Below are 23,614 nucleotides of genomic sequence, written 5' to 3'. Positions count from 1 at the left end.
CCTCGGGCTTTAGGTGGGTCGGTCAGCTGGCCGAACTCAGCAGGCCCATCACTGTGGGCGATGACAACGGGGCGATGTCGTACCCGATAGACCCGGAAAGGCTGCCGGTGATCGGGTCGGTGATCGACCCCATGTCCAGTGATCCCGGGCCAGGCTCGGGAGTGATGATCTCCCCGCCGGTTCCCGCCACGATGACGAGCGCGGGATTCTCAGTGGAGCCCTTCCACTCGTTGTAGTCGTACCAGATGGTCTCCAGCTCGACGGTGTAGCGGTGGGTGCCGGCCCGCTCCCCGCGCGGGATCTCGTCGGTCGGGAATACGATCGAGGTGCCGGTCTGTGGCATGGCCACAGGCTCACCCACGGGGAGGGCGTCACGGTAGAGCTGGACCATCGTCCCCTCGGGGAAGTTCGTCGTCGGCCGCGCGAAGGCCGCGGTGACGTTGACGGGTAGCGATTCCTCTCCCAGTGTTCCCACCCTGGCGGTGACGGTGAAGTTTGTGGTCCAGAAGACCGTCGGCTTCTCGGTCAGAGTCAGCGCGATGACGTTCTGGCTCGCGCTGATGTTGCCCGGGACTCCTGAGTATTCGGCGATGATGGTTCTGACCTGATCATCTCCACCGTCAGGGATCCGGGGAAACTGGTGCTCAACTGTGGCGATTCCCGAGGCGTCGGGATGGACGGGGGCGCCCACCACGAGGTTGGTGGCCTGATCGCGGAAGGTGACCGTGCCCTCCGAGAGCTCAGCCGCAGTGGCGTAGGGCGCCGCGACCTGGGCCTGCAACTGCACCGGAATCGAAGAGTCCGCAGTCTGATCGCCGCCGATGATCCGGGTAGTCGAATCGAGGATGACAGCTGGCTCGTCGGCGACGACTGTCTTGGTGAGAGACGCGGCGTTCGCGCTGGGGATGCACTCCACGTAGGTACCGGTGTTGCTAGTGCCCCGGGTGTACTGGAACTGGGTGTTCGCGGCGATGTACGTCAGAGGCTCGGCGCCGGCCCCGGGGAGCCCGAATTCGACCTCGGTGCCCGGGGTTAGTGGCGCCCGCATCGAGAATGTGACCTCCGGCAGATGGAACGCGGCATTGGAGGTCTTGGCGAGGCCCGAGTTGGTGCTGGTGCCCGCACTCGTACCAAACCGGGCTGACGTTCCTCCCCAGATGCGCGTCACGTCGGTCCCACTAGCGTTCAACTTGGTGGTCGGGTTGACCGTGACCAGTGCGGCGGTGCCACTGTTGAAGCCTGTCGCCGGCGCCGTGATCTCCGAGGTCAAATTGGTCACATTGGATGGGGTCTGGATGTCATAGGTGACACGGCCGGTCCGAGCTTGGGTCGGCTTCATTTCACCGGCTCGGATGGTCACATCGAAGTTCTGCCCGGGGGCGACGGATTCCGGGTAGGTGACCGTGACGGTGTTTGTCCACGGGCTCGTCCCGCCGATGTTGCTGGCATTGTTCGCGTTGCAGCTGTACGTGACATCTACGTCATGGGTCACTGTCGGCGGGTCTGCCTGCGCGGTTGCCGTCGGAGCGAGAGCGAGTGTGGTGGCCAATGGCAAGGCGGCTCCCGCCATCATCGCCAAAGCACGTTTCAATAACATGTCGTTTCCTTTACCTCTTCTGGGGGCGAGATTGGGCGTACCGAAAGCGCCGTTCGTGGCCGCCTCGACGGCCACGTGATCGACAAACATCGAACCGAGTGTGACATACAGCACTGTTTGGTACCAGGTTTCTGGACGCACCGACTGAATCCATCAACGGGTGGCTCCTGGGCCAAGCTGAGTTAGTCGCAAGAGCGTCTTCCCAGTTAGAAGGCGGTTGATGAACTGTCTATAACAGACCTGTTATTGGTGTGGCCACCGGTGCTGGCGTGCAGGGGGTGACGACGCGTAACCGTATCGAGATCAGATTCGGGGAGGGAGAGTTGTGCTACATGTCACACTGGGTTGGTCTCCGGATCGACGCCCGCACCGGTCGAGCGTGGTGCTCGGTCTCACTGATTCTTCGCCAACGCTTAAGGAGAACTATTCATGGCACCCACTCGGCACCTTTCTGCCAAGTTCGCGGCGCTCGGACTCGCTGCAGCCTTCGTCGTGGCTGCTGCGCCGATGAGTAACGCGCAGATCCCTGGCAACAATCCGCGTACGACGGTTTTCCCTGTGGATGACCAGCGGGTTGAGATTGTTGTTGACGCATTGAACGAGGAGAACGGCACGGTGCGTGTCGCCGTGCAAAACAACACCTCCAGCAACATCAGCTGCACGGGACTCGATGGCGGACCCGCGGCGACGGTGACGACAGCGGAGGTGGTCGCTCGGTCGGTCGACTTCTATACGCAGTATCCGCAGTCGACGATCGCCGATCTGATCCTGCAGATCCCCCAGATCGGCAACCAGACCATCCCGCTCGGTTCCGTCCAGGCCCAGCTCGGTAGCGCAGGCGAGTTCATGAACCCCGAGTGGGGAGCACTAACCGAGAGTGGCGAGGCACTGGAAGCTGCACGCCTCGCTGGCCACTACGGGGTCATGGCGTCTCCGCTGGCCATCCCGGCCGAGCAGGCGATCGAACGCGTCGTCCGCCTCGACCACCCTGTGGAAGGGCAACGCGCAGATTTCCAGACTGGTGTCTTCCTGACCTGTGCACTGGGCGGCCAGCGCTACGCCTTCCATGCGTATGAGGGCGGCATCAAACCTGCGTACGGCACTGATGGCTCGACGGGCAGCCTCGGAAGTGCAGGTCTCGGAAGTTGAACCCACACGGCGCAGGAGATCACCTGCACAGAGCACGCACACGCACCCCGATTCCGCATAGGCGTCGGAATGACAGGAGTAGAGAAATGACCCATTCCACTCGTTGCGCGGCGCGCGGGGCCCTCGCCGCGTCAGCCGCTCTTGCCCTCGTCGCGGGCGCGACCCCTGCGATGGCGCAGGTGCCCGGCGGCGGATTTGCTGGCTACGTCGTCAAGGTTGACGACACGTCCCTCGTCGTCAACGTGGATCTGAAGGGCGACGACCCGAGCCAGGTGTCCGGGACCATCGAGAATTCGACAGAAACCGACTTCCGATGCGAGGTCCCGCAGTTCAATCTGGGGGATGGCCTGCTTACGGAACTCGGCTACGGCCAGGTCACCACTGCTGCCGTCGCGTCCGAGGTGATCGAGTACTACCGCACTCGGGTGTTCACCGGTCCTTCAGACACCAACGCCAATGGAGACTTGGTTTCCCTCGGGTCGCTCTACGACGTCTTCCCCTCGGGAAGCGCCATTGGGTCGTCCGAGACCGACACGCGGACGGCCCATAACGCAGCTAAGGTTGCCGGGCGTACTGGTGACCCGCGAGTCGGAGGCGGCTTGCAGTTCTCGGTTCCTGCAGAGCAAACGGTGAACTACTCCGCAGTTCTCGGCCCCTCCGCGACGGGCGATCGCGGCGAATGGCGTGCGGCAGCGATTTTCATGTGCCGGAACGTCCAGACCAACGACTGGTTCCTCTACACGGGCCTTGAAGACATCGAGGACCCGAACCCAGTTCCTGAACCCGGGAGCTCCGGCAGCCTCAGCGCAGGCTCGCTCGGCTCGTAACCGCCCACGCCCGTACCACCAAGGAGTCTTATGTTCACCCAAAGAGGTCTCAAAGGCCTGACAGTAGCCTCGGCGGCCACCCTTCTCGCAGTGGGAGTTGCCGGCACGGCATCTGCACATGTCACCGTCGTCCCCGGAGACAATGGCGACGGCCGCACCGTGATCGTCAACAACCCCGGTATGGACGTCGAGGTCGTCTCGGTCGACCGAGAGGCCGGGACAGCGCAGGTCACGATGGCCAACAACCTCGGTTTCGATGTCTATTGCGAAGCTGCGAACCAGGATGCGGAGAATCGGCCAGGTGGTTCGATCTCGACCGCGACTGTTGTAGAAGGCTCGGCTGAGTACTACCAGCGATTCCAGAACGTCAAGGCTGAGGACGTACGGATCACGATGTCGGTCCTGGGCTCTACCGGAACGATGGTCGTCGACCTGTGGCCACTGTCGCAGTTCCTCCCGCAGGGCAGCGTGGGAGCAAATGCGGGCGAGGCCGTGGCGCTCCGCTCCCAGATCGCGGAGGGCAATACTGCGGCAAAGGTGGGCGGACTGTACGGGACAACTCCCGCGTTCAGATTGAACAACGGAGCCGATATCACCAGAACCGTTACTCTCGGCCCGCCATCGACTAATCCTCGCAGTGATGCCAAGGTCGGGTACTTCACCATGTGCGCGAATGGCACCAACTCTGCGGCCGCGCAGGGCAACGCTCAGTTGTACGCCTGGTCTGCATTCGAGGAGGGATGGCCGCCGGCTGAGGTGGATGAGGGGGACGGTAACACCGGGTCTCTCGGCTCGGGTTCGCTGGGATCGCTTGGCAGCAGCGGCGCGGGTGGCAACAACGGTGATGGCAACGGTACCGACAACGGCGGAGAAGACGGGGTCGATAACGGCGATGGAGGGGAGGAAACCGACACCGGTGGCGGCGGCGAGGGCTAACGGCCACTCAGAGGACGGGTGCCAGCTGGCCTTCTGACGGGTCGGCCGTATGAAGCGGCCGACCCGTCGGTGTCTGTCTGAGGGGCCGTCTAGAGTCATCAGCGTCAGCTGCACCAACCTCAAGGAGCCCGATGACCGTCGTCCCCGATGTCGATCCCGACGCGCGCCGCAGGCTCGCCGAGCTGGTGGCCGAGCTCGCCGTTGTCCATGGTCGCGTCACGCTCTCGTCCGGCCGCGAGGCGGACTACTACGTCGATCTTCGTCGCGCGACCCTCCACCACGAGGCGTCGCCGCTGATCGGGCGGCTCCTGCGTGAGTTGACCGCGGACTGGGAGTTCGATGCGGTGGGCGGGTTGACTCTGGGCGCGGACCCGGTCGCCACGGCGATCATGCACGCGCCGGGTCGGTCGATCGACGCGTGCGTGGTGCGCAAGGAGGCCAAGAAGCACGGCATGCAGCGCCGCGTGGAGGGACCGGACCTCGTGGGCAAGCGGGTGCTGGTCGTGGAGGACACCACCACCACGGGCAACTCGCCACTGACCGCTGTGCAGGCCCTGCGTGAGGCGGGCGCCGAGGTCGTGGGGGTGGCCACCGTGGTGGACCGCGCGACCGGAGCCGACGACGTGATCCGCGCCGAGGGCGTGGAGTACCGGGCCCTGCTGGGCCTGGCCGACCTGGGATTGGAGTGACGATGACGACGACGAGTGCGTTCGCCGCCACCCTGGGGCAGGCGCTGAAGAGACGTGTCGATTCCCTGATCGACACCTCGCGTCCGGAGGGGCCCGCATTCCTCGCGGCCACCGGCGGCACGGAGATCGCCAAGGCCACGCAGTTCGGTGCGTTGGAGAAGCTGTGCAAGCCGCTTATCATCCCGGCGGCGCTGGCGATCGCGATGCGCGAGGGGCGGCTTTCCGCCGCTGACGCGGCGCTGCTGTCGGCCACCGCCGCGGGCTACACCACGGGCGACGTGATCCTCATGCTCGGCGGCGGGCACGCCAGCCGGTCGAAGGGCCGTCTGATCGCGGGCGCCGCGGCGTTCGGCGTCGGGCACCTGGCGATCGGCTCGCTGATGCTGCGCTCGGGGCTGCGGTTCAAGCCATTGCAGGCTGCCGTGCACGGGGTCGTCGCGGGCGGAGCGGGCGCGGTGCTGCTGGCCGAGGGCAAGGAGAACGCTCCGCTCGCCGCATACGGCGGGCTCCTGGCCACCCTGTCGGCGCTGGCCACCTCGGTCGACCGTTCGCACGGGCCGGCGGCATCGGTGCTTGCCGTGGCCGGGCCGGCTTTCCTGCTGAGCGACGGCCTGATCCTGGCCCGCCGCAAGGCCGAGGGCGGTTCGCTGTCGGCCCGCGCGCTGGACGTCGGCGTGATCGACACCTATGCGACAGCCGCGCTGCTCATGCTCTCCGGAACCGCCGCGGCGGCCAGATTCGCCGGAAGCGGGCGGTGAACTCGGCCGACGCTGCCGGCCCGGCGGGGCAGGACGTTGCCGGGCCGACCGAGTGGGGCGACGGGCAGGTCGGCGTCGGCCCGTGGGAGATCCAGCACCCGGGACGGCCCCGCCCGACCGGTGATCAGTGGGATCCCGACCTGCTGAATGCCGGCGACCGCCGCAACGTCGTCGACCGGTACCGATACTGGCGCCGCGAGGCGATCGTCGCCGACCTCGACACCCACCGGCACCAGTTCCACGTGGCCATCGAGAACTTCGGCCATGACGCCAACATCGGCACGGTCGTCCGCACCGCCAACGCCTTCCTGGCCGCCGAGGTGCACATCATCGGACGCCGCAGGTGGAACCGCCGAGGAGCCATGGTCACCGACCGCTACCAGCATCTTCGGCATCACGCCGACGTCGCCGAACTCATGACGTGGGCGGAGTCGGAGGGATTGCCAGTCGTCGCCGTCGACAATCTCCCCGGCGCCGAGCCGCTCGAGACCGCGCGGCTGCCACGCGGGTGCGTCCTGCTCTTCGGCCAGGAGGGGCCCGGGGTCAGCGACGACGCGCGCCAGCGGGCCGCCCAGACCGTCTCCATCGCCCAGTTCGGCTCGACCCGCTCGATCAACGCTGGCGTCGCCGCCGGCATCGCGATGCACGCCTGGATCCGTGAACACGCCGGAGCGCCCCGGAACTGACGGCGCTACGGTGGGGCCGTGGCCACCCCCGACCTGCCGGACACGCTCCGCCTCTCGCTGCTGGACCGGTCCCGCACCCGCCACGCCGAGCCGCACGCCGCCGCCCTCGAGGCGACGCTCCGCCGGGCCGAGCATGCTGACGAACTGGGCTTTCACCGCTTCTGGATGGCCGAGCACCACTCGGTCCCCGGCATCGCCAGCGGCAGCCCGCAGCTCCTGATCGCGGCCGCCGCGGCGCGCACCGGACGCATCCGCCTGGGCACCGGCGGCGTGATGCTGCCCCACCACCGCCCGATGATCGTCGCCGAGCAGTTCGCCATGCTCGAGGCCCTGCACCCGGGCCGGATCGACCTGGGCGTCGGGCGGTCCCTGGGATTCACCGCGCCGGTGCGCGCGGCGCTCGGTGTCGAGGAGTACGACGACGACGCCTTCACCCACGACATCAGCTCGGTTCTGGACTTCCTGTACGGGCGCGGCCCCGTCACCGCGCTGCCCGTCATCGAGAATCCGCCGCCGGTCTTCGTGCTCGCGACGGGCCGTGGCCTGGAGATCGCGGCACGGGCGGGGCTGCCCGTCGTGGTGGGCGGGCCCCGGCTACTCGCCGACCCGACCCCGCTGGAGCGCTACCGCGAGAATTTCCGGCAAGGCGGTGCCACATCGAGGCCCTACGTGGTGGTGAGCCTCGAGGTGGCGGTCGCCGAGTCGACCACCGCCGCGCGCGAGCTGCTGGCCTCGGAGGCCTGGGCGATGGCCGAGTCCCGGGAGACCGGGGCGTTCGGGCCGTTGCGCTCGCCGGCCGAGGTGATGGGCCGGACGTTCCGGCCGCAGCAGCTGCGCCGGATGGACGAGTGGATCGCCGGAACCCTCTACGGCGACGCCGAACGGGTCGCCGCCCAACTGGCCGCGCTGGTTGAGCGTACGAGCGCCGACGAGGTCATGGCCTCAACGTCGATGTACGACCGTGAGGCACTCGCCCGATCGGACGCGGCTCTGGCGGGCCTACTCGCCGGGTAGGTCAGAGGCCGGGGCAGCGGGCCCGTTGCGGATCCGGTCGATCAGCTTGGGGCCGGCCGTGATGACCATCGGCAGCACGGACACCAGCACGATCCCGATGAGGATCAGGTCGATGTGGTCCTTGATGAATGTGAACTGCCCCAGCCACGCGCCCAGTGCGGTGACGCCCGCCGCCCAGAGCACCGCGCCCACGACGTTGAAGGTGACGAACACCCGGTAGCGCATCCCGGCCATACCCGCGACCAGCGGTGCGTATGTGCGGACGATCGGCACGAAGCGGCACAGGATGATCGTCGCCGGGCCCCACTTCTCGAAGAACTCGTGGGCTTCGGTGATGTACGCCTGCTTGAAGATCCGCCCGTCCGGCCGGTTCTGGAGGTGGTGCCCCCACCGGTTGCCGATGAAATAGCCGACCTGGTCGCCGAGGAACGCGGCGATCGGTGCTGTCACCAGAACGACCCACAGCGGTGCGAAGGGACTGTCCTGCTGGGTGAGCAGGCCCGCGGTGAAGAGCAGCGAGTCGCCGGGCAGGAACGGGAACAGCAGGCCGGACTCGATGAACACCACGGCGAGCAGGGCCGGCAGGATCGCATTGCCGAACGGGCCGTCTCCGGAAAGCCAGAATTCCGGGTCCATGAAGCCGGGGCCCAGGGCCACCACGTGCTGTGCCTGTTCGGCCAGGATGTGCGTATTCACGCTACGAGGTTATGCCAGTGCACCTGGGAATCCGCTGAAGGCGCGGGGGCACTACCGGCCCTGGGCCCGCTACCTCCCGATACCTCGTAGGATGGGGCCAATCACAGCACCGACATCTGGAGGATCGTCAATGCCTATCGCCACCCCGGAGCAGTACAAGGACATGCTCGACCGGGCCCGCACGGAGGGGTTCGCCTACCCGGCGATCAACTGCACCTCCTCGGAGACCATCAACGCGGCCATCAAGGGCTTCGCCGATGCCGGCTCGGATGGCATCATCCAGTTCTCCACCGGTGGTTCCGAGTTCGGCTCCGGCCTGAACGTCAAGGACATGGTGACCGGTGCTGTCGCGCTCGCTGAGTTCGCGCACGTCATCGCGGAGAAGTACGACATCCTGGTCGCGCTGCACACGGACCACTGCCCCGAGGACAAGCTGGACACCTTCGTCCGCCCCCTCATCGAGATCTCCCAGGAGCGTGTCGACCGCGGCGAGAACCCGCTGTTCCAGTCGCACATGTGGGACGGCTCGGCCACCCCGCTCGACCGGAACCTCGAGATCGCCAAGGAGCTCCTCGAGAAGACGGCCAACGCCAAGCAGATCCTCGAGATCGAGATCGGCGTCGTCGGCGGCGAGGAGGACGGTGTCGAGAACGAGATCAACGAGAAGCTCTACACCACGCGCGAGGACTTCCAGGCGACCCTCGACGCGCTCGGCGCCGGCAACACCGGTCAGCGCTACCTGCTGGCCGCGACGTTCGGCAACGTCCACGGCGTGTACAAGCCGGGCAACGTCAAGCTCAAGCCCGAGGTCCTCAAGATGGGCCAGGACGTGGCCGTCGAGAAGCTCGGCCTCAACGCCGGCGACCTGCCGTTCGACTTCGTCTTCCACGGCGGCTCGGGCTCGGCCAAGAGCGAGATCGAGGAGGCGCTGAGCTACGGCGTCATCAAGATGAACGTGGACACCGACACCCAGTACGCGTTCACCCGGCCCATCGCCGCGCACATGTTCGGCAACTACGACGGCGTGCTGAAGGTCGACGGCGAGGTGGGCAACAAGAAGGTCTACGACCCCCGCTCGTACCTCAAGAAGGCTGAGCAGGCCATGTCCGAGCGCGTCGTCGAGGCGTGCAACGACCTCAAGTCGGCCGGCAAGTCCAAGGGCGCCAAGGCCTGACCTGACCTCCCTGACGGCGGGAGCCCCGCGACCTCATCGAGGTTTCGGGGCTCTTCGCTTGCCGGCTGGCCGTGCGCCGGGGCCGGGTGGCCGCAATATCGGCCATGTGGTCGCACGCCGCCTATCTGATGTCGCGCTGCCTGTCAGATCTGGCAGGTGGCGCGACATCGGATAGGCGGCGCGGCGTCTACGCGAGATCTCATGGGCGGCGAGCGGTCGCACGGGTGAGTCAGGGAGCGATCAGCCGGGCTGGCCCTCCTGCGGGACGGCGCCCATGCCGACGCCGGGCTCGCAGAGCTTCCACGCCCCGTCCTCGTTACGCATCTGGATCTGCTCGTTCGTCGTCTCGCCGTCCTCGCCGCCGGACTCCACAGTCGCGCTGGCCTCGGTCCCGTTGCCGTCGACCTCGACGCCGGTGACCTTCAGGTCGGCCGGGAACGATCCCGCGATGGACTCCCGCAGCATCGAGTCCAGGTCCGTGCCGGTCTGTTCGCCCGAGGCGGTGATCTGATCCACCAGTTCCTGCGGGACGCGGTTCTCCGCACACATGTGGCTGTTGAACTCGGCGAACGACTCGGCCGCGCTCATGTCGTCGAGCGTCTGCGCGACCTCGCGCTCGACCCTGCCTGCTGAGGACAGGGGGCCCATCGTGAACAGCCAGCCCAGAACGGCGACCAGGACGACCACCGCGAGGAGCACGCCTGCCCAGACCAGCGAGCCCCGACGGGTGGGCCGCGCCGCTTCTCCGCGATCGTCCGCTCCGGGGCCGCCTGCACCGGGACCTCGGGACGGGTCCCCGGCGGGTGGTTGCTGGCTCGTCGTCGTCATCCACTACTCCCGGTACGGCTCGCGCGCCCCGGCCGGAACGCATCGACCCGCCACGGTAGCGGAACCACCTGTGAGTCCGGCGGCAGCGTCCGTCTCCGATGCGGACGAGCGACCGATGCGGGGTCGCTCGATCCGGCGTACTGACGCAGATCGGGCAGGATCCGTGAATACCAGGGGCGGATCGTGGCCGGCGATGAAGCCGGCCACGGATCCGCCTGACCTCAGGGCAGCGGGCCAGCGGGCGCCACCTGGTTGGTGCCGTGCGCGGTCCGCCAGCTGTGCATGGGGTAGGCCCCGCTGTCGGCGCGCGTGTGATCGTGCAGCGCCCAGTAGTCGGCGTGCGCGTAGTCCTGCGTGAACTCGACCACCGTGTAGCCGTGTCGGTCCAGGTCCACCCAGCGGATGTGGTGGTTCGCGCCCATCAGCGCACCCTGCGCGGCCGCGGACAGGCCGTTGCCCTCGGGCAGCCCCAGGATGTCGTCGACGTTGTTGCTGGTAATCGACGGGGTCACGAATTCCACCGCGTCGGTGCCGGCGCCCGGATAGTCCGCGGCGTCGGTGGGCACCTCGTTGACCCACGAGCTGTGGATGTCGCCGGTGAGGAACACGAAGTTGCGGTTACCGGTCGCGCGGATCACCTCGAAAAGGCGGCGGCGCTCACCGGCGTACCCGTCCCACTGGTCGGAGTTGTAGGTGATGCCCTCGCGCGGCATGCTCAGTAGCTCGGTCATGGCGCCCATGGTGCGGTTGTCGAGCGGCGGGATGAGCACGGGCGCGACCATCACCGAGTTGCCGATCACGTTCCAGCGGGCGGTCGACGAGCCCAGGCCGCGGGCCAGCCAGTCGAACTGCTCGGCGCCTGTCATGGTGCCGGTCTGGTCGACCGCGCGGCCGTCGAACCGGCCGGGCGACTCGGTGCGGTACGAGCGCAGGTCGAGCATGTTCAGCTCGGCGAGCGCGCCCCAGCGCAGGCGGCGGTAGAGGAAGCCGCCGTCGCGCAGTGAGTCGGGCCGGATCGGCATCCACTCGAAGTAGGCCTGCGAGCCGGCGGCCTTGCGGTCGGCCCACGAGCCCTCGTGCGGCTGGTGGTTCTCGGCGCCGTGCTCCCAGGCGTCGTTGGCGAGCTCGTGGTCGTCCCAGGTACAGATCCACGGCACGTGCGCGTGCAGAGACTGCAGGTCCGGGTCGGTGTGGTACTGCGCCATGCGGATGCGGTAGTCGGCGAGGGTGATGATCTCGTGCGGCGGATCGTGGGGGCGGACGGCGCCGAACTTGGCCGTGTATCCGCCGCGCTCGTACTCGTAGATGTAGTCGCCGAGCTCGATCACCACGTCGAGGTCGCCACGCTGCACGAGGTGGCGGTACCCGGCGAAGTATCCGGCCTCCCAGTTGGAGCAGGAGACCACTCCGGTGCGCCAGCGGCCGGAGGCGGGCATGGCGCCGTCGGCGGGGGCGGTGCGGGTGCGGCCGACGGGCGAGGTCTGGCCGAGGGCGCGGAAGCGGTAGTGGTACCAGCTGTCGGGGGCCAGGCCGGTGGCATCGAACTTGACCGTGTGGTCGCGCCCGGCGTCGGTGGTGACGGTGCCCGAGGCGGTGATGGAGACGAAGGAGGGGTCGGGGGAGACCTCCCATTCGACGACGACGGCGTCACCCATCCCCGACCCGGGGGCGGCCTCGGCGGACGGCGTCACGCGCGTCCACAGGATGACGCGGTCCGCCATGGGGTCGCCCGATGCGACGCCGTGCTGGAAGGCCGCCACCGCGCCACCCGCGGGGGCCCCGGCGCCGACCGGAACGGCCGCGCCGGCGGTGGCGGCCTGACCGGCGAACGCCCCGGTGCCGACAGCGACGCCGGCCAGCGCCCCGGCCCGGAGAACGCTCCGCCGGTTGAGCCCGGCGGCGGCCCGGCCGGACGGGGTGGACGACGACGCGGGGGAGGACGGCACAGTCATGCGTCCAGTTTGCCGCTCGCTCAGGTATTCCGGGGCGAACTCCGCCCAGTCGTCACCGAACGTTCACGCGGGCGTGGCCGTCGACGCCGTTGACGGAGATCTCCTCGCTGATCACCACGGTCTCGGGAGCCTGGTCAGAGCCGGTGGGCGCGGCCGATTCCGTCGGCGTGGACAGGTAGCGCTCGAGGGAGTCGTCGAGCTCCTCCAGCCACGGGGTGTGGTGCGTGGTGGCCATGGTGCCGGTCATGACCGAGCGGTGGTTCTTGTCACGGTAGGTGAGGATGTTCTTCACCTTGTCCTCCTTCCAGTCGAGGAAGATCCGCACGACCTCGTCGATGTCGAACATCGGATAGTCCGTGGCCTCGATGAGGTCCCGGATGTAATCGCCCTGGAAGCGCACGTCGTCGGCATCGCCGTCCAGTTCCGGGAAGCGGTTACGCCACGTTCGCATGTGGGCGGCACGCTGCTCGGCGGCGGGCAGTGCGGCCCGGCCGAGGATGAGGTCACGGACGTACCAGGCCTGCGCGTCGAACATGTTGAACGTGAACCACTGGTCCTGGGCGCCCAGGTAGTACAGCTTCGGGTTCTTCTGCCAGACCACGCCGCGGTAGAGGCCGGCGGGGTAGATGTTGTTCGGTGACTGCAGCGCCAGCTCGGCCGGCAGGAACGGGTACTTGTGTAGGTACCCGGTGCACAGGATCACGGCGTCGAACTCGCGGGTCTCGCCGTTCGAGAAGTGGACGGTCTGACCCTCGAACCGGTCGAGGAGCGGGAGCTCCTCGATGCCGTCCGGCCAGTCGTAGCCCATGGGGCTGGTGCGGTAGGACATCGTCACCGAGGCGGCGCCCATCTTGTGTGCCTGCACGCCGATGTCCTCGGCCGAGTACGAGGCGCCGATCAGCAGGACGCGCTTGCCGTCGAGGGCCTCCGCGCCACGGAAGTCGTGGGCGTGCCGCACCGAGCCGGGGAAGGTCTCGATCCCCTCGAAGTCGGGGACGTTCGGGAAGCTGAAGTGGCCGCTGGCCACGATCACCCGGTCGAACTCGGAGCTGGTGGTCTTGCCCGAGCGAAGGTTCTCCACGGTCACGGTGAAGGTGTCCTGATCGCGGTCGTAGTCCACCCAACGGACCGCGGTCGAGAACTGCACCTTGTTCTTGACCTTGGACCTGCGGACGCGGCCGTCGATGTAGTCCCACAGCACCTCGCGCGGCGGGTATGAGGAGATGGGCCGGCCGAAGTGTTGGTCGAAGGTGTACTCGGCGAACTCCAGGGCCTCCTTGGGTCCGTTGGACCACAGGTTGCGGTACATCGAGGAGTGCACCGGCTCGCCGTAGCGGTCCGTGCCGGAACGCCAGTCGTAGTTCCACTGCCCGCCCCAGTCATCCTGCTTCTCGTAGGTGACGATCTCGGGGATCTTCGCCCCGGCACGCTGGGCGGACTCGAATGCTCGCAGTGCGGCGATCCCGCTCGGTCCGGCTCCGATAATCGCAATACGCTGTCTTGACACAGATTTCCTTCCGGCCCACGTGCGGCCTGTCCGTTTCTCCGACTGGCCCCGGCGGAAGCAGTACCCGGCGCGATCGACTCATACGATCCGCGCTCCGAGGCCTCGACACCGGCACCACAATCCCGCTCAGGAGCGGCGTCCCGAGAGGGGCGCCAGCAACGAGCGCGCGGCGCCCTTTCGGAGCGCCGCATGTCCTGCATCATAGCAAAACTGCACTTCACAGACGTTCGCTTCCCCCATCTCCTGCGTATGTGACGTCTCAACCAGCGGTGATGTGGTCTGGAACGGGTGGTCCCTGCACGCGCGCGGACAGTCGCTCGGCGGAATCATGGACAATGGAGCGCATGACCCAGTTCGGAGACCTTCTCGGCCCCCCGCCCACCCGTCTGACCGGCGACCCGGAGGCGGAGGACGCCCTAGCCGCGGGGTCCGATCCCCGCACGGTGGCGGCCTCGCACCCGTCGGCATCGATCGCGTGGGCGGAGCTGGCCGAGCGCGCGCTGGACGCCGATGACGCGGTGTCGGCGTACGCGTTCGCCCGCACCGGCTACCATCGCGGCCTCGACCAGCTGCGCCGCCACGGCTGGAAGGGCTTCGGCCCGGTGCCGTACGACCATGAGCCCAACCGGGGATTCCTGCGCGCCGTCGCCGCACTGGCCCGTGCCGCGCAGACCATCGGCGAGGAGGACGAGTACATCCGTTGTCTGGACCTGATCAATGAGTCAGACCCGCACGCCGCCGCGCCTCTCGGCCTGGCGTGACCGACTCGACGCCCGCGCGCTAGGCGTTTACGCGGCGCTGCCGGTTCCGCTGAGGACGCGGAGCCGGCGTCTGGCGTACGCATTCCTGCCGATCCTGCAGTGCGGTATCGCCGCGGGGCTGGCCTGGTTCATCGCCAACGACCTCCTGCACCACCCGCGACCGTTCTTCGCGCCCATCTCCGCGGCCATCGCGCTGGGTATCGGCATGGGCCGGCGGGTGCGCCGCGGCATCGAACTCGTGATCGGCGTCGTGGTGGGCGTCGGCCTGGGCGACCTGCTCATCGCGCATATCGGCTCGGGGCCGTGGCAGATCACGGCCGTGGTGGTGCTGGCGATGTCGGCGGCGGTGTTCCTCGACCGGGGCGCCCTGGTGGGGACCCAGGCGGCGTCCTCGGCGATCCTCGTGGCCACGCTCCTGCCGCCGGGCAGTACCGGCGGGTACGAGCGGATGGTCGACGCGTCCGTCGGCGGCGCCGTGGCGCTGCTCCTCATGGCGCTGATGCCGGTCCACCCCCTCAAGCGGGTCCGCCGCGAGGCCGCGTCGCTGCTGGGCGTGGCGTCGTCGGTGCTCGCAGAGGTCGCTGACGGGTTGGAAACCCGCGATTCGGACAGGATCCGCCACGCGCTGCAGGACGCCCGCGACACCCAGCCGGCGATCGACGCGATCGAGGAGCAGCTCGCCGGGGCGCGCGAGCTCGTGAAGATCTCGCCGTTCTACCGGCGGCGCAGACCCGAGGAGGTCACGCTCGCGGCGGTCCTCAACCCGCTGGACAACGGCATCCGTAACATCCGCGTGCTCGCGCGACGGGCGATCGTCGCCGTGGACGACCAGGTGGACGTGCCGCCCGCGCTGGTCGCGCTGCTCAGGTCGCTCTCGGAGGCGATGGAGCTGCTGGCGCGGCGGGTGGCGAACGATCCGGAAGCGCCCAAGGACGCGCAGGTCCACCGCGAGCTGCGGGCCGTGGCCTCGCGCGCCAAGCGTGAGCTGCTGTTCGACCCGGGCCTGACCGAGACCGTGATGCTGGCACAGGTCCGCTCGGTCCTGGTGGACATGATGCAGGTGGCGGGGTTGAGCAAGATCTCGGCCGTGGCCACCCTGCCGCCGACCGTGCGGACCCCGTCGGTGGAGCCGGAGTTGCTCGAGGAGTGGCCCGATTCGCCGGACCGGCCGACGTCGGTACTGCCTCCGTTCAAGGCAACACGAGCCTCAATGGCTCGATATGACGGTAAAAGGTCGTCCTCTTGACCGGCCGCCGCGCGGTGATGCCGTCGCGGGTGATCAGCGCGCCGGGCGTACCCACCTGGACGGCGCGCGCCTGGAACCACTGCCGACGCCGGAACCTGCGCGGCCGGTCCGCGGTGGCGCGAACTCCCGGCATGTCGCGGGAGACGCGGACCGTGAGGGCGTCGACCTTGCCGGTGAAGACCCTGTCGTCGTCGGCGTAGGCCTCGCCCACCAGCACGTCGTCGCCGGTACCGGTCACGGTGGCCTCGCCCACCAGCACCGCCCCGGTCTCGTCGCGCACCAACGGCACCTCGTGCGCCCGGCCCTGCACGCCCAGCTTCGCTGCCGCCGACCCCGTCGGCAGTCCGTAGGCGCGCGTGGCAGGTGTGGCGTCCTCGGCGATGTAGGCGACCTCCACATCGAGATTCTCCGTGCGCATCAGGCGCGTGAGCAGCGCGGACAGGCCGGCGTCGGTGCCGCACACCAGTAGGCGGCGCCGGGTCCCGACCTCTGCCAGCGCCCGGTTGATCTCGTCCTTGTCGGGCACCTCGCTCACCTCGATGCGCGAGTGCTCACCCAGGACCGTCGGGACCGGCGTCGAGCCGCAGCGGATGACGATCATGACCTCCATCATGACCGTCCCGGGCCGCGGGGGCGAACCAGGGGTTGTCGCCGGCGGGGCGGGGCCCGCGACGGGGCCGAACCACGGCCGGAGTGCCGGACCGGACTCGGCATGTGGGGCAGGATGGAGGGATGCGCAGGATCGACCTCAACTGCGACCTCGGCGAGGCCCGCCGGGGGACGCCGCGCTGGGCCGCGTCGCTCGCGCCCTGGGCCGGCCCCGACCCGGACGATGCCGCGCTGCTCGACGTGGTGACCTCGGCCAACGTCGCCTGTGGGTTCCACGCCGGGAACCGGCCCACCATGAATGCCACCGCCGTGGCCGCCGCGCAGCGGGGCGTGGCGCTGGGCGCGCACCCCTCGTACCGGGACGGGGCCAACTTCGGGCGGGTGGCGCAGGACCTGTCGCGTGAGGAGGTCGCCCGCCTGGTGCAGTTCCAGCTGGAGGAGCTCGACATGGCCGCCCGCCGCCACGGCACGCGGGTGCGCTACCTCAAGCCCCACGGCGCCCTCTACAACCGTATTGTCCACGACGCGGAGCAGGCGGCCGGCGTGGTGGACGCCGTATTGCGCTACGCCGAGTTGGCCCGCGAGGAGCCGCTGCCGGTGCTCGGACTGCCGGGGTCGGTCGTGCTCGACCACGCGGCGGCCGCAGGGGTGCGGGCGGTGGCGGAGGCGTTCGCCGACCGCGGGTATCGGCCCGACGGCACTCTGATGCCCCGCGGCGAGCCGGGCGCGGTCCTGACCGACCCGGGCCAGGTTGCCGCGCGCGTGGTGGCGATGGCGACCGGTCAGGAGATCACCGCCGCGGGCGGGGCCCACGTGATGATCGACGCGGCGTCGGTGTGCGTGCACGGCGACACCCCCGGCGCGCTCGACCTGGCCCGCCGGGTGCGGGGCGACCTGGAGGCCGCCGGCGTGGAGGTGGCGCCGTTCGTGGAGCCGGCCGGGTCCGGGTAGGTCCGGTCCGCCATGACGACGACGAGGATCCGCCCCTGCGGAGAGGCCGCGCTGTTGCTGGAGTGCGCGGATCTCGCGGCGGCGGTCGGGTGGGCCGAGGAGATCGGGGCCGCGCGTCTTGGGGCGGTGGACGTGGTGGCGGCCGCTCGCACCGTGCTGGTGACCGCCCGCGGTGCCGCCGATCTGCCGCGGCTGCGGCGGGCGCTGGAGGCCCTGCTCGCCGCCGGCCCCACGGCGCGCTCCGAACCCGCGGGGGCAGGCGTCGAAGCCGGCGCTGGGGCTGCAGCTGGTGCGGTGACGCTGGGTGTCCGCTATGTCGGTCCCGATCTGGCTGACGTCGCCGAGTTGGCCGGCGTCTCCGTTGAGGCGTTCGTCCGGATGCACACCTCGATCACGTGGAAGGCCGCGTTCGGCGGGTTCGCTCCGGGCTTCTTCTACCTCGTCGACGCGCGCGAACTCGATACCGGTGGACTCGATGCCGGCGCTGATGCGGGTCCCGGGCCGATGCCGACGGTCCCGCGGCTGGATTCGCCGCGGCCGAAGGTGCCGGCGGGATCGGTGGCCGTGGCCGACCGGTTCTGCGCCGTCTACCCCGGCGCTTCACCTGGCGGGTGGCGACTGCTCGGCACCACCGACGCGCGACTGTGGGACATCGATCGTCCGCAGCCTGCCCTGCTCGCGCCCGGCACGCACGTGCGATTCCGTGACATCAGTGCGGACGGCGCCGGGAGCACCGGCAGCACCGACACCGGCAGCGCCGGAGGGGCGAGATGAGCCTGCTGGTGCTCCGGGCCGGGCCATCGGTGCTCATGCAGGACCTGGGCCGACCCGGGCACGCCGACATCGGGGTGACCGCCTCGGGAGCCGCAGATCGCGCCGCCGCGGCCACCGCCTTGCGGGCTGTCGGCACCGACCCCGCGGCCGCCGTGCTCGAGGTGCTGCTCGGCGGGCTGACCATGCAGACCGATGTCCCGGCGGTGGTGGCGGTGACGGGGGCGGTGGGCGTTGTCGTCGTCGTCTCCCCCGGCGGCTCTCGCCGCACCGCCGCCACGGGCGAAGTTCTCCGGCTCGAGGCCGGGGCGACGCTGGAGATCGGGCGTCCCGACGCCGGGTTGCGGGCCTACCTAGCCGTGCGCGGAGGCTTCGACGTGGCCCCCGTGCTGGGAAGTCGGTCGCGCGACACCCTCGCCGCGCTGGGGCCGCCACCCGTCGTCGCGGGGAACCGGCTCGGCGTGGGCGACCTCGTGGCGGGGCCGTGGGCCGAGGGCTGGCACCCCGCGGTGGGCGGCAGCATCGGGCCCACCAGCGGTGACGTGGGCGTCGAGCTGGACGTGATCCCCGGGCCGCGCGACGACCTGTTCCCCGCCGAGGCGTGGGACGTGCTCGCCCTGACCGGGCACGTCAGCGGGCACGCCGACCGGGTGGGCGTGCGCATCGACCCCGCGCGGCCCGTCCCGCGGCTGGCCCGCGCAGAGATCCCCAGTGAGGGCATGGTGCGCGGCGCGGTACAGATACCGGCCGACGGCGCGCCCGTGGTGTTCGGCCCCGACCACCCGGTGACCGGCGGGTACCCCGTCATCGGTGTGCTCACCGCGCGGTCCGCGGACGCGATCTCGCAGCTTCTACCGGGAACGCCGGTGCGATTCCGCAGGCTGCGAGGCGTCGCCGACTAGGGTGTTCACGGCGGTACGGACTATTCTGGGGCGTTGGTGTGCGCGGATTCGCTGTCAGGTGTCTGACGCCGGTGCACCGTGACGACGACTCATTCGAGGTGAATGCGAACCATGCCAGCGATCGTTCTGATCGGCGCCCAGTGGGGCGACGAGGGCAAGGGTAAGGCCACCGACATCCTGGGCGGCCACGTGGACTACGTGGTCAAGCCCAACGGCGGGAACAACGCCGGCCACACCGTCGTGGTGGGCGGTGAGAAGTACGAGCTCAAGCTCCTGCCCGCCGGCATCCTCTCGCCCACCGCCGTGCCGGTGATCGGCAACGGCGTGGTGGTCAACCTGGAGGCGCTCTTCGAGGAGATCGAGGGACTGCAGGCGCGCGGCGCCGACACCTCCCGCCTGCGGATCTCCGCCGACGCGCACCTCGTGGCGCCGTACCACCAGCAGCTCGACAAGGTCACCGAGCGGTTCCTGGGCAAGAAGGCCATCGGCACCACCGGGCGCGGCATCGGCCCCACCTACGCCGACAAGGTCTCGCGCGTGGGGATCCGCGTCCAGGACGTGTTCGACGAGTCGATCCTGCGGCAGAAGATCGAGGGCGCGCTGCACCTCAAGAACCAGATCCTGGTCAAGATCTACAACCGTCGCGCGGTCGAGGTCGAGGAGATGGTCGAGTACTTCCGCGGCTATGCCGACCGTCTGCGGCCGATGGTCGCCGACACCACGCTCATGCTCAACCAGGCGCTCGAGCGCGGCGAGTCCGTGCTCATGGAGGGCGGCCAGGCCACCATGCTCGACGTGGACCACGGCACCTACCCGTTCGTGACGTCGTCCAACCCGACCGCCGGTGGCGCCTGCGTGGGCTCGGGCATCGGGCCCACCAAGATCACCCACTCGCTGGGCATCGTCAAGGCGTACACCACCCGTGTGGGCGCCGGGCCGTTCCCCACCGAGCTGTTCGACAAGTGGGGCGAGTACCTGCAGGTCACCGGCGGTGAGGTGGGCGTCAACACTGGCCGCACCCGCCGCTGTGGTTGGTACGACGCCGTGATCGCCCGGTACGCTGCGCGCGTCAACGGCTTCACCGACTACTTCCTGACGAAGCTGGACGTGCTCACCGGCATCGGCGAGATCCCGATCTGTGTGGCCTACGACGTGGACGGCGTGCGGCACGACGAGATGCCCATGTCGCAGACCGACTTCCACCACGCCGAGCCGATCTACGAGACCATGCCGGGCTGGGAAGAGGACATCACCGGAGCCCGCGTCTTCGAGGATCTGCCGCCCGAGGCTCGTGATTACGTGCTGCGGCTCGAGGAGCTGGCCGGCTGCCACATGTCGTACATCGGCGTGGGGCCCGGCCGTGACCAGAACGTGGTGCGGCGCGACATCCTGGCGTGAGGCTGTTCGCCGCGCGAGCTGACGAGCGCCCCGCACCCTTCTTCTGAAGGGTGCGGGGCGCCTTTCTCGTTGCGTGGGCGCTTAGACCGGGAGCCCGGGGAACGGCGGGAGTTCGATCGCGCCGCCACCGATGCCCGCGCCGACCGCCAACGCGATCGAGACGCCGATGCCGGCGATGAGGACCAGCCCCACCTGTACGGCCTCGTTCTCCAAGGACCCGCTGGCGGAGGACTCGGCGCCGGTCGTGTCGTACTGAACTGTTGCCGAATCCACGGTGGCAGCCGGGGCGGCATGGGCGGGGGCGGCGGCCACGGTGGCGGCGGTCAGTGCGAGGGCGGCAACGAGGGAACCGGTGCGGGTTTTGTTCATGTACGTCCTATCGGGTGCGTTGACAGGGGCATTACCGAGAGTGCCGCATTTCACGGCGTCGCGGCTCACTGCTGGACAGGAAGGGCGGCCCAGTCGAGTCGGTCGGGCCCGGTTGATCGAGTCGGCCGAGTCGATCGGGCCCGGTTGCCGCGAGGGATTCGCACCCTCTCTGGTCGGTCGATGCCTGCAGGATCGCGACCAATCGAAGGAGGCGAGACTGATCAGTCGACGTGGCTATAGGCGACACGAACCGCCGTGATCGCCTCGTTCAACGTGAAACCAGAGCCGACGGCCCGTTCGGCGAACTCCTCGGCGGCACGGGTCAGAACTGCGCTCGTCAGATCGGGAGCCGTGACGAAGGTTCCCGAGCGGCCGCGGCCCTCCAACATTCCCGCCTCTTCGAGTTCGCTGTAGACCTTGGCTGCCGTCCTTGCCGCGATCCCGACCTCAGTCGCCATGGTGCGGATCGCCGGCATGCGGGTCCCGGGGGTCAGCGTTCCACGGCGGATGGCCTCGACGATCTGCCCCTTGAGCTGGCGAAACGGTGGCTCGGTCGAGTGTGGGTCCAGTGCCAGAATGATCCCGTCAACCTGCGAGCCGACCCCCGCTTCGCTCATGATCAGACCCAGACCTGGTCGATGTCGGTCACCTCGCGCGGCGGCGCGGCCGGGACCGGGGCGGCAGGGGTGCGCGAGAATCGCGGCGCGGGCGCCGGGCCCATGTCGCCGTTGACGTCGACGAAGGTCTCGCGCGCCACGTTGTGGGGGTGGTCCAGCGATTCCGTGTAGGTCAGAACCGGAGTGGTGCAGGCGTCGGTGCCGTAGAACTGCTCGGCCCACTCGTCGCGAGTCTTCTCCGCGAACGTGCCGGCGATGATCTCTCGCAACTCGTCCCAGCGGTCCACGTCGAACTGGCCGGGGACCTCGTCGCCGTCGATGCCGAGAATGCGGGTGAACTCGGCGTAGAACTGGGGCTCAAGCGCGCCGACGGCCATGAACTTGCCGTCCGAGCAGGTGTAGACGTCGTAGAACGGGTATCCCGTGTCGAGCATGTTCGTTCCGGCGACGTCCGACCACTGATCGCGGCCGCGCATGGCCCACTGGAACTGGCCCAGCACCGAAGCGCCGTCGGTCATAGCGGCGTCGATGACCTGGCCGATTCCGGAGGTCGAGCGCTCGATGATCGCCGCGAGGATGCCCTGGATGAGGAACATCGACCCGCCACCGAAATCGCCCACGAGGTTCAGTGGGGGCACGGGGCGCTCGCCCTTGCGGGCGGTCGCGTTGAGGTGGCCGGTGAGCGAGATGTAGTTGAGGTCGTGACCAGCCGTGTGGGCGAGCGGCCCGAACTGTCCCCAGCCGGTCATGCGCGCGTACACCAGCCGCGGGTTGAGTTCGAGGCACTCGTCGGGGCCCAGGCCCATGCGCTCGGTGACCCCGGGGCGGAAGCCTTCGACCAGCACGTCTGCCTTGGCGATCAGGCCGCGCACCTGCGCCAGGCCCTCGTCGCTCTTGAGGTTCGCCTCCACAACAGTCCGGCCGCGACGGGTGATGTGCGCCCAGCCGTCGACCTGGGTGGCCAGTTCGCCCGGACGCATGACGGTCACTACGTCGGCGCCCAGGTCGGCCATCATCATGCAGGCGTGCGGGCCGGGGCCGATGCCGTTGAGTTCGACGACACGGATGCCGGCGAGTGGGCCGGTAGATGCAGTGGTCACAGGTGTGCCCTTTCGTGTGGCTTTCCCCACACGCTATCGCCTCCGAAGCGCGGGCGGTTCGCGTAGGTCACCCGGCGCCGCGGCGGTGCTGATGGGGCCCCAGGGACGGGTGACGATAAACGCCGGGGAAGGCACGCGAAGTTATTGGTAGCGATGCTGACTTGTTCGGGTCCGGTGAGTTAATCCGTGTGACACTGTGCACAGGCGGCGGTCCGATCGCCTGAAGGGCCGCTCCGCGACCGGTGTGGTTCGCCCTCTTTGTTAGGAACCCCTCCATGTCCTCATTCAAGAGAATTCTCGTCGGCACATCGGTCTTGGCACTCGCATCAGGCGCGGTCCTCGCGGGGGCCGGCAGTTCCGCGGCCCAAGGCTCGTCCGAGGTTGCCGCGGGGCTCGAGCTCGCGGCAGTGGCGCTCAAGGGTCCCGTGAAGGTTACTCAGAATTCTGATGGTGGCCCGACCGTGGCCTATTCCAATGCCACCGGAGCTGGCGAGAAGTGCGTGGGCGCCGCGATGCCGTACCGGTCCGTTCTCCAGGTCGGCCTCGATCTCACCGGGGATGAGCCGCCAGCAGACCTGATCCCGAAGGTTCGCGAGATCCAAGAGATGGGTGGCGTCTCGGGATTGAGTGCCGGCCTCGGCGGCGGCCCGGTCGCCTATGAGGTCAATGAGTACGACGGGCTTCCGGAAGCGATCTCGATGCTGGTTTCAGGCAGGGGCGGCTTGGGCGTGGATGGCGGAGCTACCGCGACGTGGACGGCGCCCTCTCCCGAGACGCCCGCGATTGCCGCCGTGTTCTGTATCCCCGATTCCGTCACGGACCCTGAGGAGCGCTCCGCGTCGATCGTCCTGCGAATCGGGGTCGATCCGCAGGGCGTCGTCGACCAGGTCAATGGGATCCTCCCGGGAGGCTCGGTCACAGCCGGGTCGGTGTCGGACGGCAGTCTCGAAATGGGAACGAACCTGCTGGGTTCGCTTGGGAGTTGACACCCGCTGGGACTTCTCACTGCGAAGGACGTTCTTAAGCTATCGGCGCGTGCATTCGCCAGGAACATTACAAAAAACTAAGAATGTTCAA

The 23,614-nt window shown here is 68.9% G+C and carries 24 protein-coding genes; 15 read left to right on the top strand and 9 right to left on the bottom strand.

Annotated elements, in window-relative coordinates; translation table 11 throughout:
• Positions 1-22 precede the first annotated feature (22 nt).
• On the bottom strand, positions 23-1,492 hold the full coding sequence (locus tag K3888_RS02270; RefSeq protein ID WP_230928590.1) for a hypothetical protein: 1,470 nt from the start codon (positions 1,490-1,492) through the stop codon (positions 23-25).
• Positions 1,493-2,026: 534 nt separating this feature from the next.
• On the opposite strand from K3888_RS02270, the gene K3888_RS02265 reads away from it, so the two are divergent.
• From K3888_RS02265 to K3888_RS02235, 7 genes are all read left to right on the top strand, one after another.
• On the top strand, positions 2,027-2,746 hold the full coding sequence (locus K3888_RS02265; RefSeq protein WP_230928589.1) for a hypothetical protein: 720 nt from the start codon (positions 2,027-2,029) through the stop codon (positions 2,744-2,746).
• An 86-nt stretch (positions 2,747-2,832) separates the two neighbouring features.
• Positions 2,833-3,573, top strand: coding sequence for a hypothetical protein (locus K3888_RS02260; protein WP_230928588.1), 741 nt, complete (start codon positions 2,833-2,835; stop codon positions 3,571-3,573).
• A 30-nt stretch (positions 3,574-3,603) separates the two neighbouring features.
• On the top strand, positions 3,604-4,509 hold the full coding sequence (locus tag K3888_RS02255; protein ID WP_230928587.1) for a hypothetical protein: 906 nt from the start codon (positions 3,604-3,606) through the stop codon (positions 4,507-4,509).
• A 131-nt stretch (positions 4,510-4,640) separates the two neighbouring features.
• On the top strand, positions 4,641-5,198 hold the full coding sequence (pyrE, locus tag K3888_RS02250) for an orotate phosphoribosyltransferase (RefSeq protein ID WP_230928586.1): 558 nt from the start codon (positions 4,641-4,643) through the stop codon (positions 5,196-5,198).
• Between the two features lie 2 nt (positions 5,199-5,200).
• Complete coding sequence (locus tag K3888_RS02245; protein ID WP_230928585.1) at positions 5,201-5,956, top strand: lysoplasmalogenase family protein; 756 nt, start codon at positions 5,201-5,203, stop codon at positions 5,954-5,956.
• On the top strand, positions 5,953-6,642 hold the full coding sequence (locus K3888_RS02240; RefSeq protein WP_230928584.1) for a TrmH family RNA methyltransferase: 690 nt from the start codon (positions 5,953-5,955) through the stop codon (positions 6,640-6,642). The genes K3888_RS02245 and K3888_RS02240 overlap by 4 nt, the downstream gene beginning before the upstream one ends.
• An 18-nt stretch (positions 6,643-6,660) precedes the next feature.
• Positions 6,661-7,656, top strand: a complete 996-nt coding sequence (locus tag K3888_RS02235; protein WP_230928583.1) for an MsnO8 family LLM class oxidoreductase — start codon at positions 6,661-6,663, stop codon at positions 7,654-7,656.
• Here K3888_RS02235 and K3888_RS02230 read toward each other — a convergent pair.
• A complete protein-coding gene (locus K3888_RS02230; protein ID WP_230928675.1) occupies positions 7,642-8,292 on the bottom strand; it encodes a DedA family protein in 651 nt (216 codons plus the stop codon). The genes K3888_RS02235 and K3888_RS02230 overlap by 15 nt on opposite strands.
• A 190-nt stretch (positions 8,293-8,482) precedes the next feature.
• On the opposite strand from K3888_RS02230, the gene fbaA reads away from it, so the two are divergent.
• Positions 8,483-9,526 (top strand): class II fructose-bisphosphate aldolase, encoded by a 1,044-nt coding sequence (gene fbaA, locus K3888_RS02225; protein WP_230928582.1) that lies wholly within the window; start codon positions 8,483-8,485, stop codon positions 9,524-9,526.
• A 240-nt stretch (positions 9,527-9,766) separates the two neighbouring features.
• Here fbaA and K3888_RS02220 read toward each other — a convergent pair whose 3' ends face one another.
• From K3888_RS02220 to K3888_RS02210, 3 genes are all read right to left on the bottom strand, one after another.
• Entirely contained in the window at positions 9,767-10,354 is a 588-nt protein-coding gene (locus tag K3888_RS02220) for an Rv0361 family membrane protein (protein WP_230928581.1), read from the bottom strand.
• A gap of 221 nt (positions 10,355-10,575) precedes the next feature.
• Positions 10,576-12,306, bottom strand: coding sequence for an alkaline phosphatase D family protein (locus K3888_RS02215; protein ID WP_230928580.1), 1,731 nt, complete (start codon positions 12,304-12,306; stop codon positions 10,576-10,578).
• A gap of 52 nt (positions 12,307-12,358) precedes the next feature.
• Positions 12,359-13,813, bottom strand: coding sequence for a trimethylamine monooxygenase (locus K3888_RS02210; protein ID WP_230928579.1), 1,455 nt, complete (start codon positions 13,811-13,813; stop codon positions 12,359-12,361).
• Positions 13,814-14,157: 344 nt separating this feature from the next.
• Between K3888_RS02210 and K3888_RS02205 the strand changes: the two genes are divergently transcribed.
• Positions 14,158-14,574, top strand: a complete 417-nt coding sequence (locus tag K3888_RS02205; protein ID WP_230928578.1) for a DUF3151 domain-containing protein — start codon at positions 14,158-14,160, stop codon at positions 14,572-14,574.
• On the top strand, positions 14,531-15,820 hold the full coding sequence (locus K3888_RS02200; protein WP_230928577.1) for an FUSC family protein: 1,290 nt from the start codon (positions 14,531-14,533) through the stop codon (positions 15,818-15,820). Before K3888_RS02205 ends, K3888_RS02200 begins: the two co-directional genes overlap by 44 nt.
• On the opposite strand, the gene K3888_RS02195 is transcribed toward K3888_RS02200, so the two are convergent.
• Positions 15,765-16,421, bottom strand: a complete 657-nt coding sequence (locus K3888_RS02195; RefSeq protein ID WP_230928576.1) for a hypothetical protein — start codon at positions 16,419-16,421, stop codon at positions 15,765-15,767. The genes K3888_RS02200 and K3888_RS02195 overlap by 56 nt on opposite strands.
• Positions 16,422-16,552: 131 nt before the next feature.
• Between K3888_RS02195 and K3888_RS02190 the strand changes: the two genes are divergently transcribed.
• From K3888_RS02190 to K3888_RS02175, 4 genes are all read left to right on the top strand, one after another.
• Complete coding sequence (locus K3888_RS02190; RefSeq protein ID WP_230928575.1) at positions 16,553-17,380, top strand: LamB/YcsF family protein; 828 nt, start codon at positions 16,553-16,555, stop codon at positions 17,378-17,380.
• Positions 17,381-17,392: 12 nt separating this feature from the next.
• The gene (locus tag K3888_RS02185) at positions 17,393-18,154 is read left to right on the top strand and encodes a 5-oxoprolinase subunit B family protein (RefSeq protein WP_230928574.1); all 762 of its coding nucleotides are present in this window, start codon (positions 17,393-17,395) and stop codon (positions 18,152-18,154) included.
• On the top strand, positions 18,151-19,053 hold the full coding sequence (locus K3888_RS02180) for a 5-oxoprolinase subunit C family protein (protein ID WP_230928573.1): 903 nt from the start codon (positions 18,151-18,153) through the stop codon (positions 19,051-19,053). Before K3888_RS02185 ends, K3888_RS02180 begins: the two co-directional genes overlap by 4 nt.
• Before the next feature lie 111 nt (positions 19,054-19,164).
• The gene (locus K3888_RS02175; RefSeq protein WP_230928572.1) at positions 19,165-20,451 is read left to right on the top strand and encodes an adenylosuccinate synthase; all 1,287 of its coding nucleotides are present in this window, start codon (positions 19,165-19,167) and stop codon (positions 20,449-20,451) included.
• 81 nt (positions 20,452-20,532) lie between these two features.
• Here K3888_RS02175 and K3888_RS02170 read toward each other — a convergent pair whose 3' ends face one another.
• The 3 genes from K3888_RS02170 to K3888_RS02160 all read right to left on the bottom strand — a co-directional run bounded on the left by K3888_RS02170 (position 20,533) and on the right by K3888_RS02160 (position 22,537).
• Positions 20,533-20,820 carry a hypothetical protein gene (locus tag K3888_RS02170; RefSeq protein WP_230928571.1) on the bottom strand — a complete coding sequence of 96 codons (288 nt, stop codon included), beginning with the start codon at positions 20,818-20,820 and terminating at the stop codon, positions 20,533-20,535.
• A gap of 221 nt (positions 20,821-21,041) precedes the next feature.
• Positions 21,042-21,437, bottom strand: coding sequence for a GntR family transcriptional regulator (locus K3888_RS02165; RefSeq protein ID WP_230928570.1), 396 nt, complete (start codon positions 21,435-21,437; stop codon positions 21,042-21,044).
• 2 nt (positions 21,438-21,439) lie between these two features.
• Entirely contained in the window at positions 21,440-22,537 is a 1,098-nt protein-coding gene (locus K3888_RS02160) for a CaiB/BaiF CoA transferase family protein (protein WP_230928569.1), read from the bottom strand.
• A gap of 242 nt (positions 22,538-22,779) precedes the next feature.
• Here K3888_RS02160 and K3888_RS02155 point away from each other — a divergent pair, with 242 nt between their 5' ends.
• Positions 22,780-23,523, top strand: coding sequence for a hypothetical protein (locus K3888_RS02155; protein WP_230928568.1), 744 nt, complete (start codon positions 22,780-22,782; stop codon positions 23,521-23,523).
• Positions 23,524-23,614 lie beyond the last annotated feature (91 nt).

This window comes from Dietzia aurantiaca (genome assembly GCF_021033825.1).
GTDB lineage: Bacteria > Actinomycetota > Actinomycetes > Mycobacteriales > Mycobacteriaceae > Dietzia > Dietzia aurantiaca.
This window is presented reverse-complemented; position numbering and strand designations above follow the sequence as displayed.

Excerpts from the sequence above, each read along its gene's own strand:
- K3888_RS02265 (WP_230928589.1), top strand. The coding sequence starts at position 2,027 with ATGGCACCCACTCGGCACCTTTCTGCCAAGTTCGCGGCGCTCGGACTC.
- K3888_RS02260 (WP_230928588.1), top strand. The coding sequence starts at position 2,833 with ATGACCCATTCCACTCGTTGCGCGGCGCGCGGGGCCCTCGCCGCGTCA.
- K3888_RS02255 (WP_230928587.1), top strand. The coding sequence starts at position 3,604 with ATGTTCACCCAAAGAGGTCTCAAAGGCCTGACAGTAGCCTCGGCGGCC.
- pyrE (WP_230928586.1), top strand. The coding sequence starts at position 4,641 with ATGACCGTCGTCCCCGATGTCGATCCCGACGCGCGCCGCAGGCTCGCC.
- K3888_RS02245 (WP_230928585.1), top strand. The coding sequence starts at position 5,201 with ATGACGACGACGAGTGCGTTCGCCGCCACCCTGGGGCAGGCGCTGAAG.
- K3888_RS02230 (WP_230928675.1), bottom strand. The coding sequence starts at position 8,292 with ATGGACCCGGAATTCTGGCTTTCCGGAGACGGCCCGTTCGGCAATGCG.
- fbaA (WP_230928582.1), top strand. The coding sequence starts at position 8,483 with ATGCCTATCGCCACCCCGGAGCAGTACAAGGACATGCTCGACCGGGCC.
- K3888_RS02220 (WP_230928581.1), bottom strand. The coding sequence starts at position 10,354 with ATGACGACGACGAGCCAGCAACCACCCGCCGGGGACCCGTCCCGAGGT.
- K3888_RS02215 (WP_230928580.1), bottom strand. The coding sequence starts at position 12,306 with ATGACTGTGCCGTCCTCCCCCGCGTCGTCGTCCACCCCGTCCGGCCGG.
- K3888_RS02205 (WP_230928578.1), top strand. The coding sequence starts at position 14,158 with ATGACCCAGTTCGGAGACCTTCTCGGCCCCCCGCCCACCCGTCTGACC.
- K3888_RS02200 (WP_230928577.1), top strand. The coding sequence starts at position 14,531 with ATGAGTCAGACCCGCACGCCGCCGCGCCTCTCGGCCTGGCGTGACCGA.
- K3888_RS02195 (WP_230928576.1), bottom strand. The coding sequence starts at position 16,421 with ATGATCGTCATCCGCTGCGGCTCGACGCCGGTCCCGACGGTCCTGGGT.
- K3888_RS02190 (WP_230928575.1), top strand. The coding sequence starts at position 16,553 with ATGCGCAGGATCGACCTCAACTGCGACCTCGGCGAGGCCCGCCGGGGG.
- K3888_RS02185 (WP_230928574.1), top strand. The coding sequence starts at position 17,393 with ATGACGACGACGAGGATCCGCCCCTGCGGAGAGGCCGCGCTGTTGCTG.
- K3888_RS02180 (WP_230928573.1), top strand. The coding sequence starts at position 18,151 with ATGAGCCTGCTGGTGCTCCGGGCCGGGCCATCGGTGCTCATGCAGGAC.
- K3888_RS02175 (WP_230928572.1), top strand. The coding sequence starts at position 19,165 with ATGCCAGCGATCGTTCTGATCGGCGCCCAGTGGGGCGACGAGGGCAAG.
- K3888_RS02170 (WP_230928571.1), bottom strand. The coding sequence starts at position 20,820 with ATGAACAAAACCCGCACCGGTTCCCTCGTTGCCGCCCTCGCACTGACC.
- K3888_RS02165 (WP_230928570.1), bottom strand. The coding sequence starts at position 21,437 with ATGAGCGAAGCGGGGGTCGGCTCGCAGGTTGACGGGATCATTCTGGCA.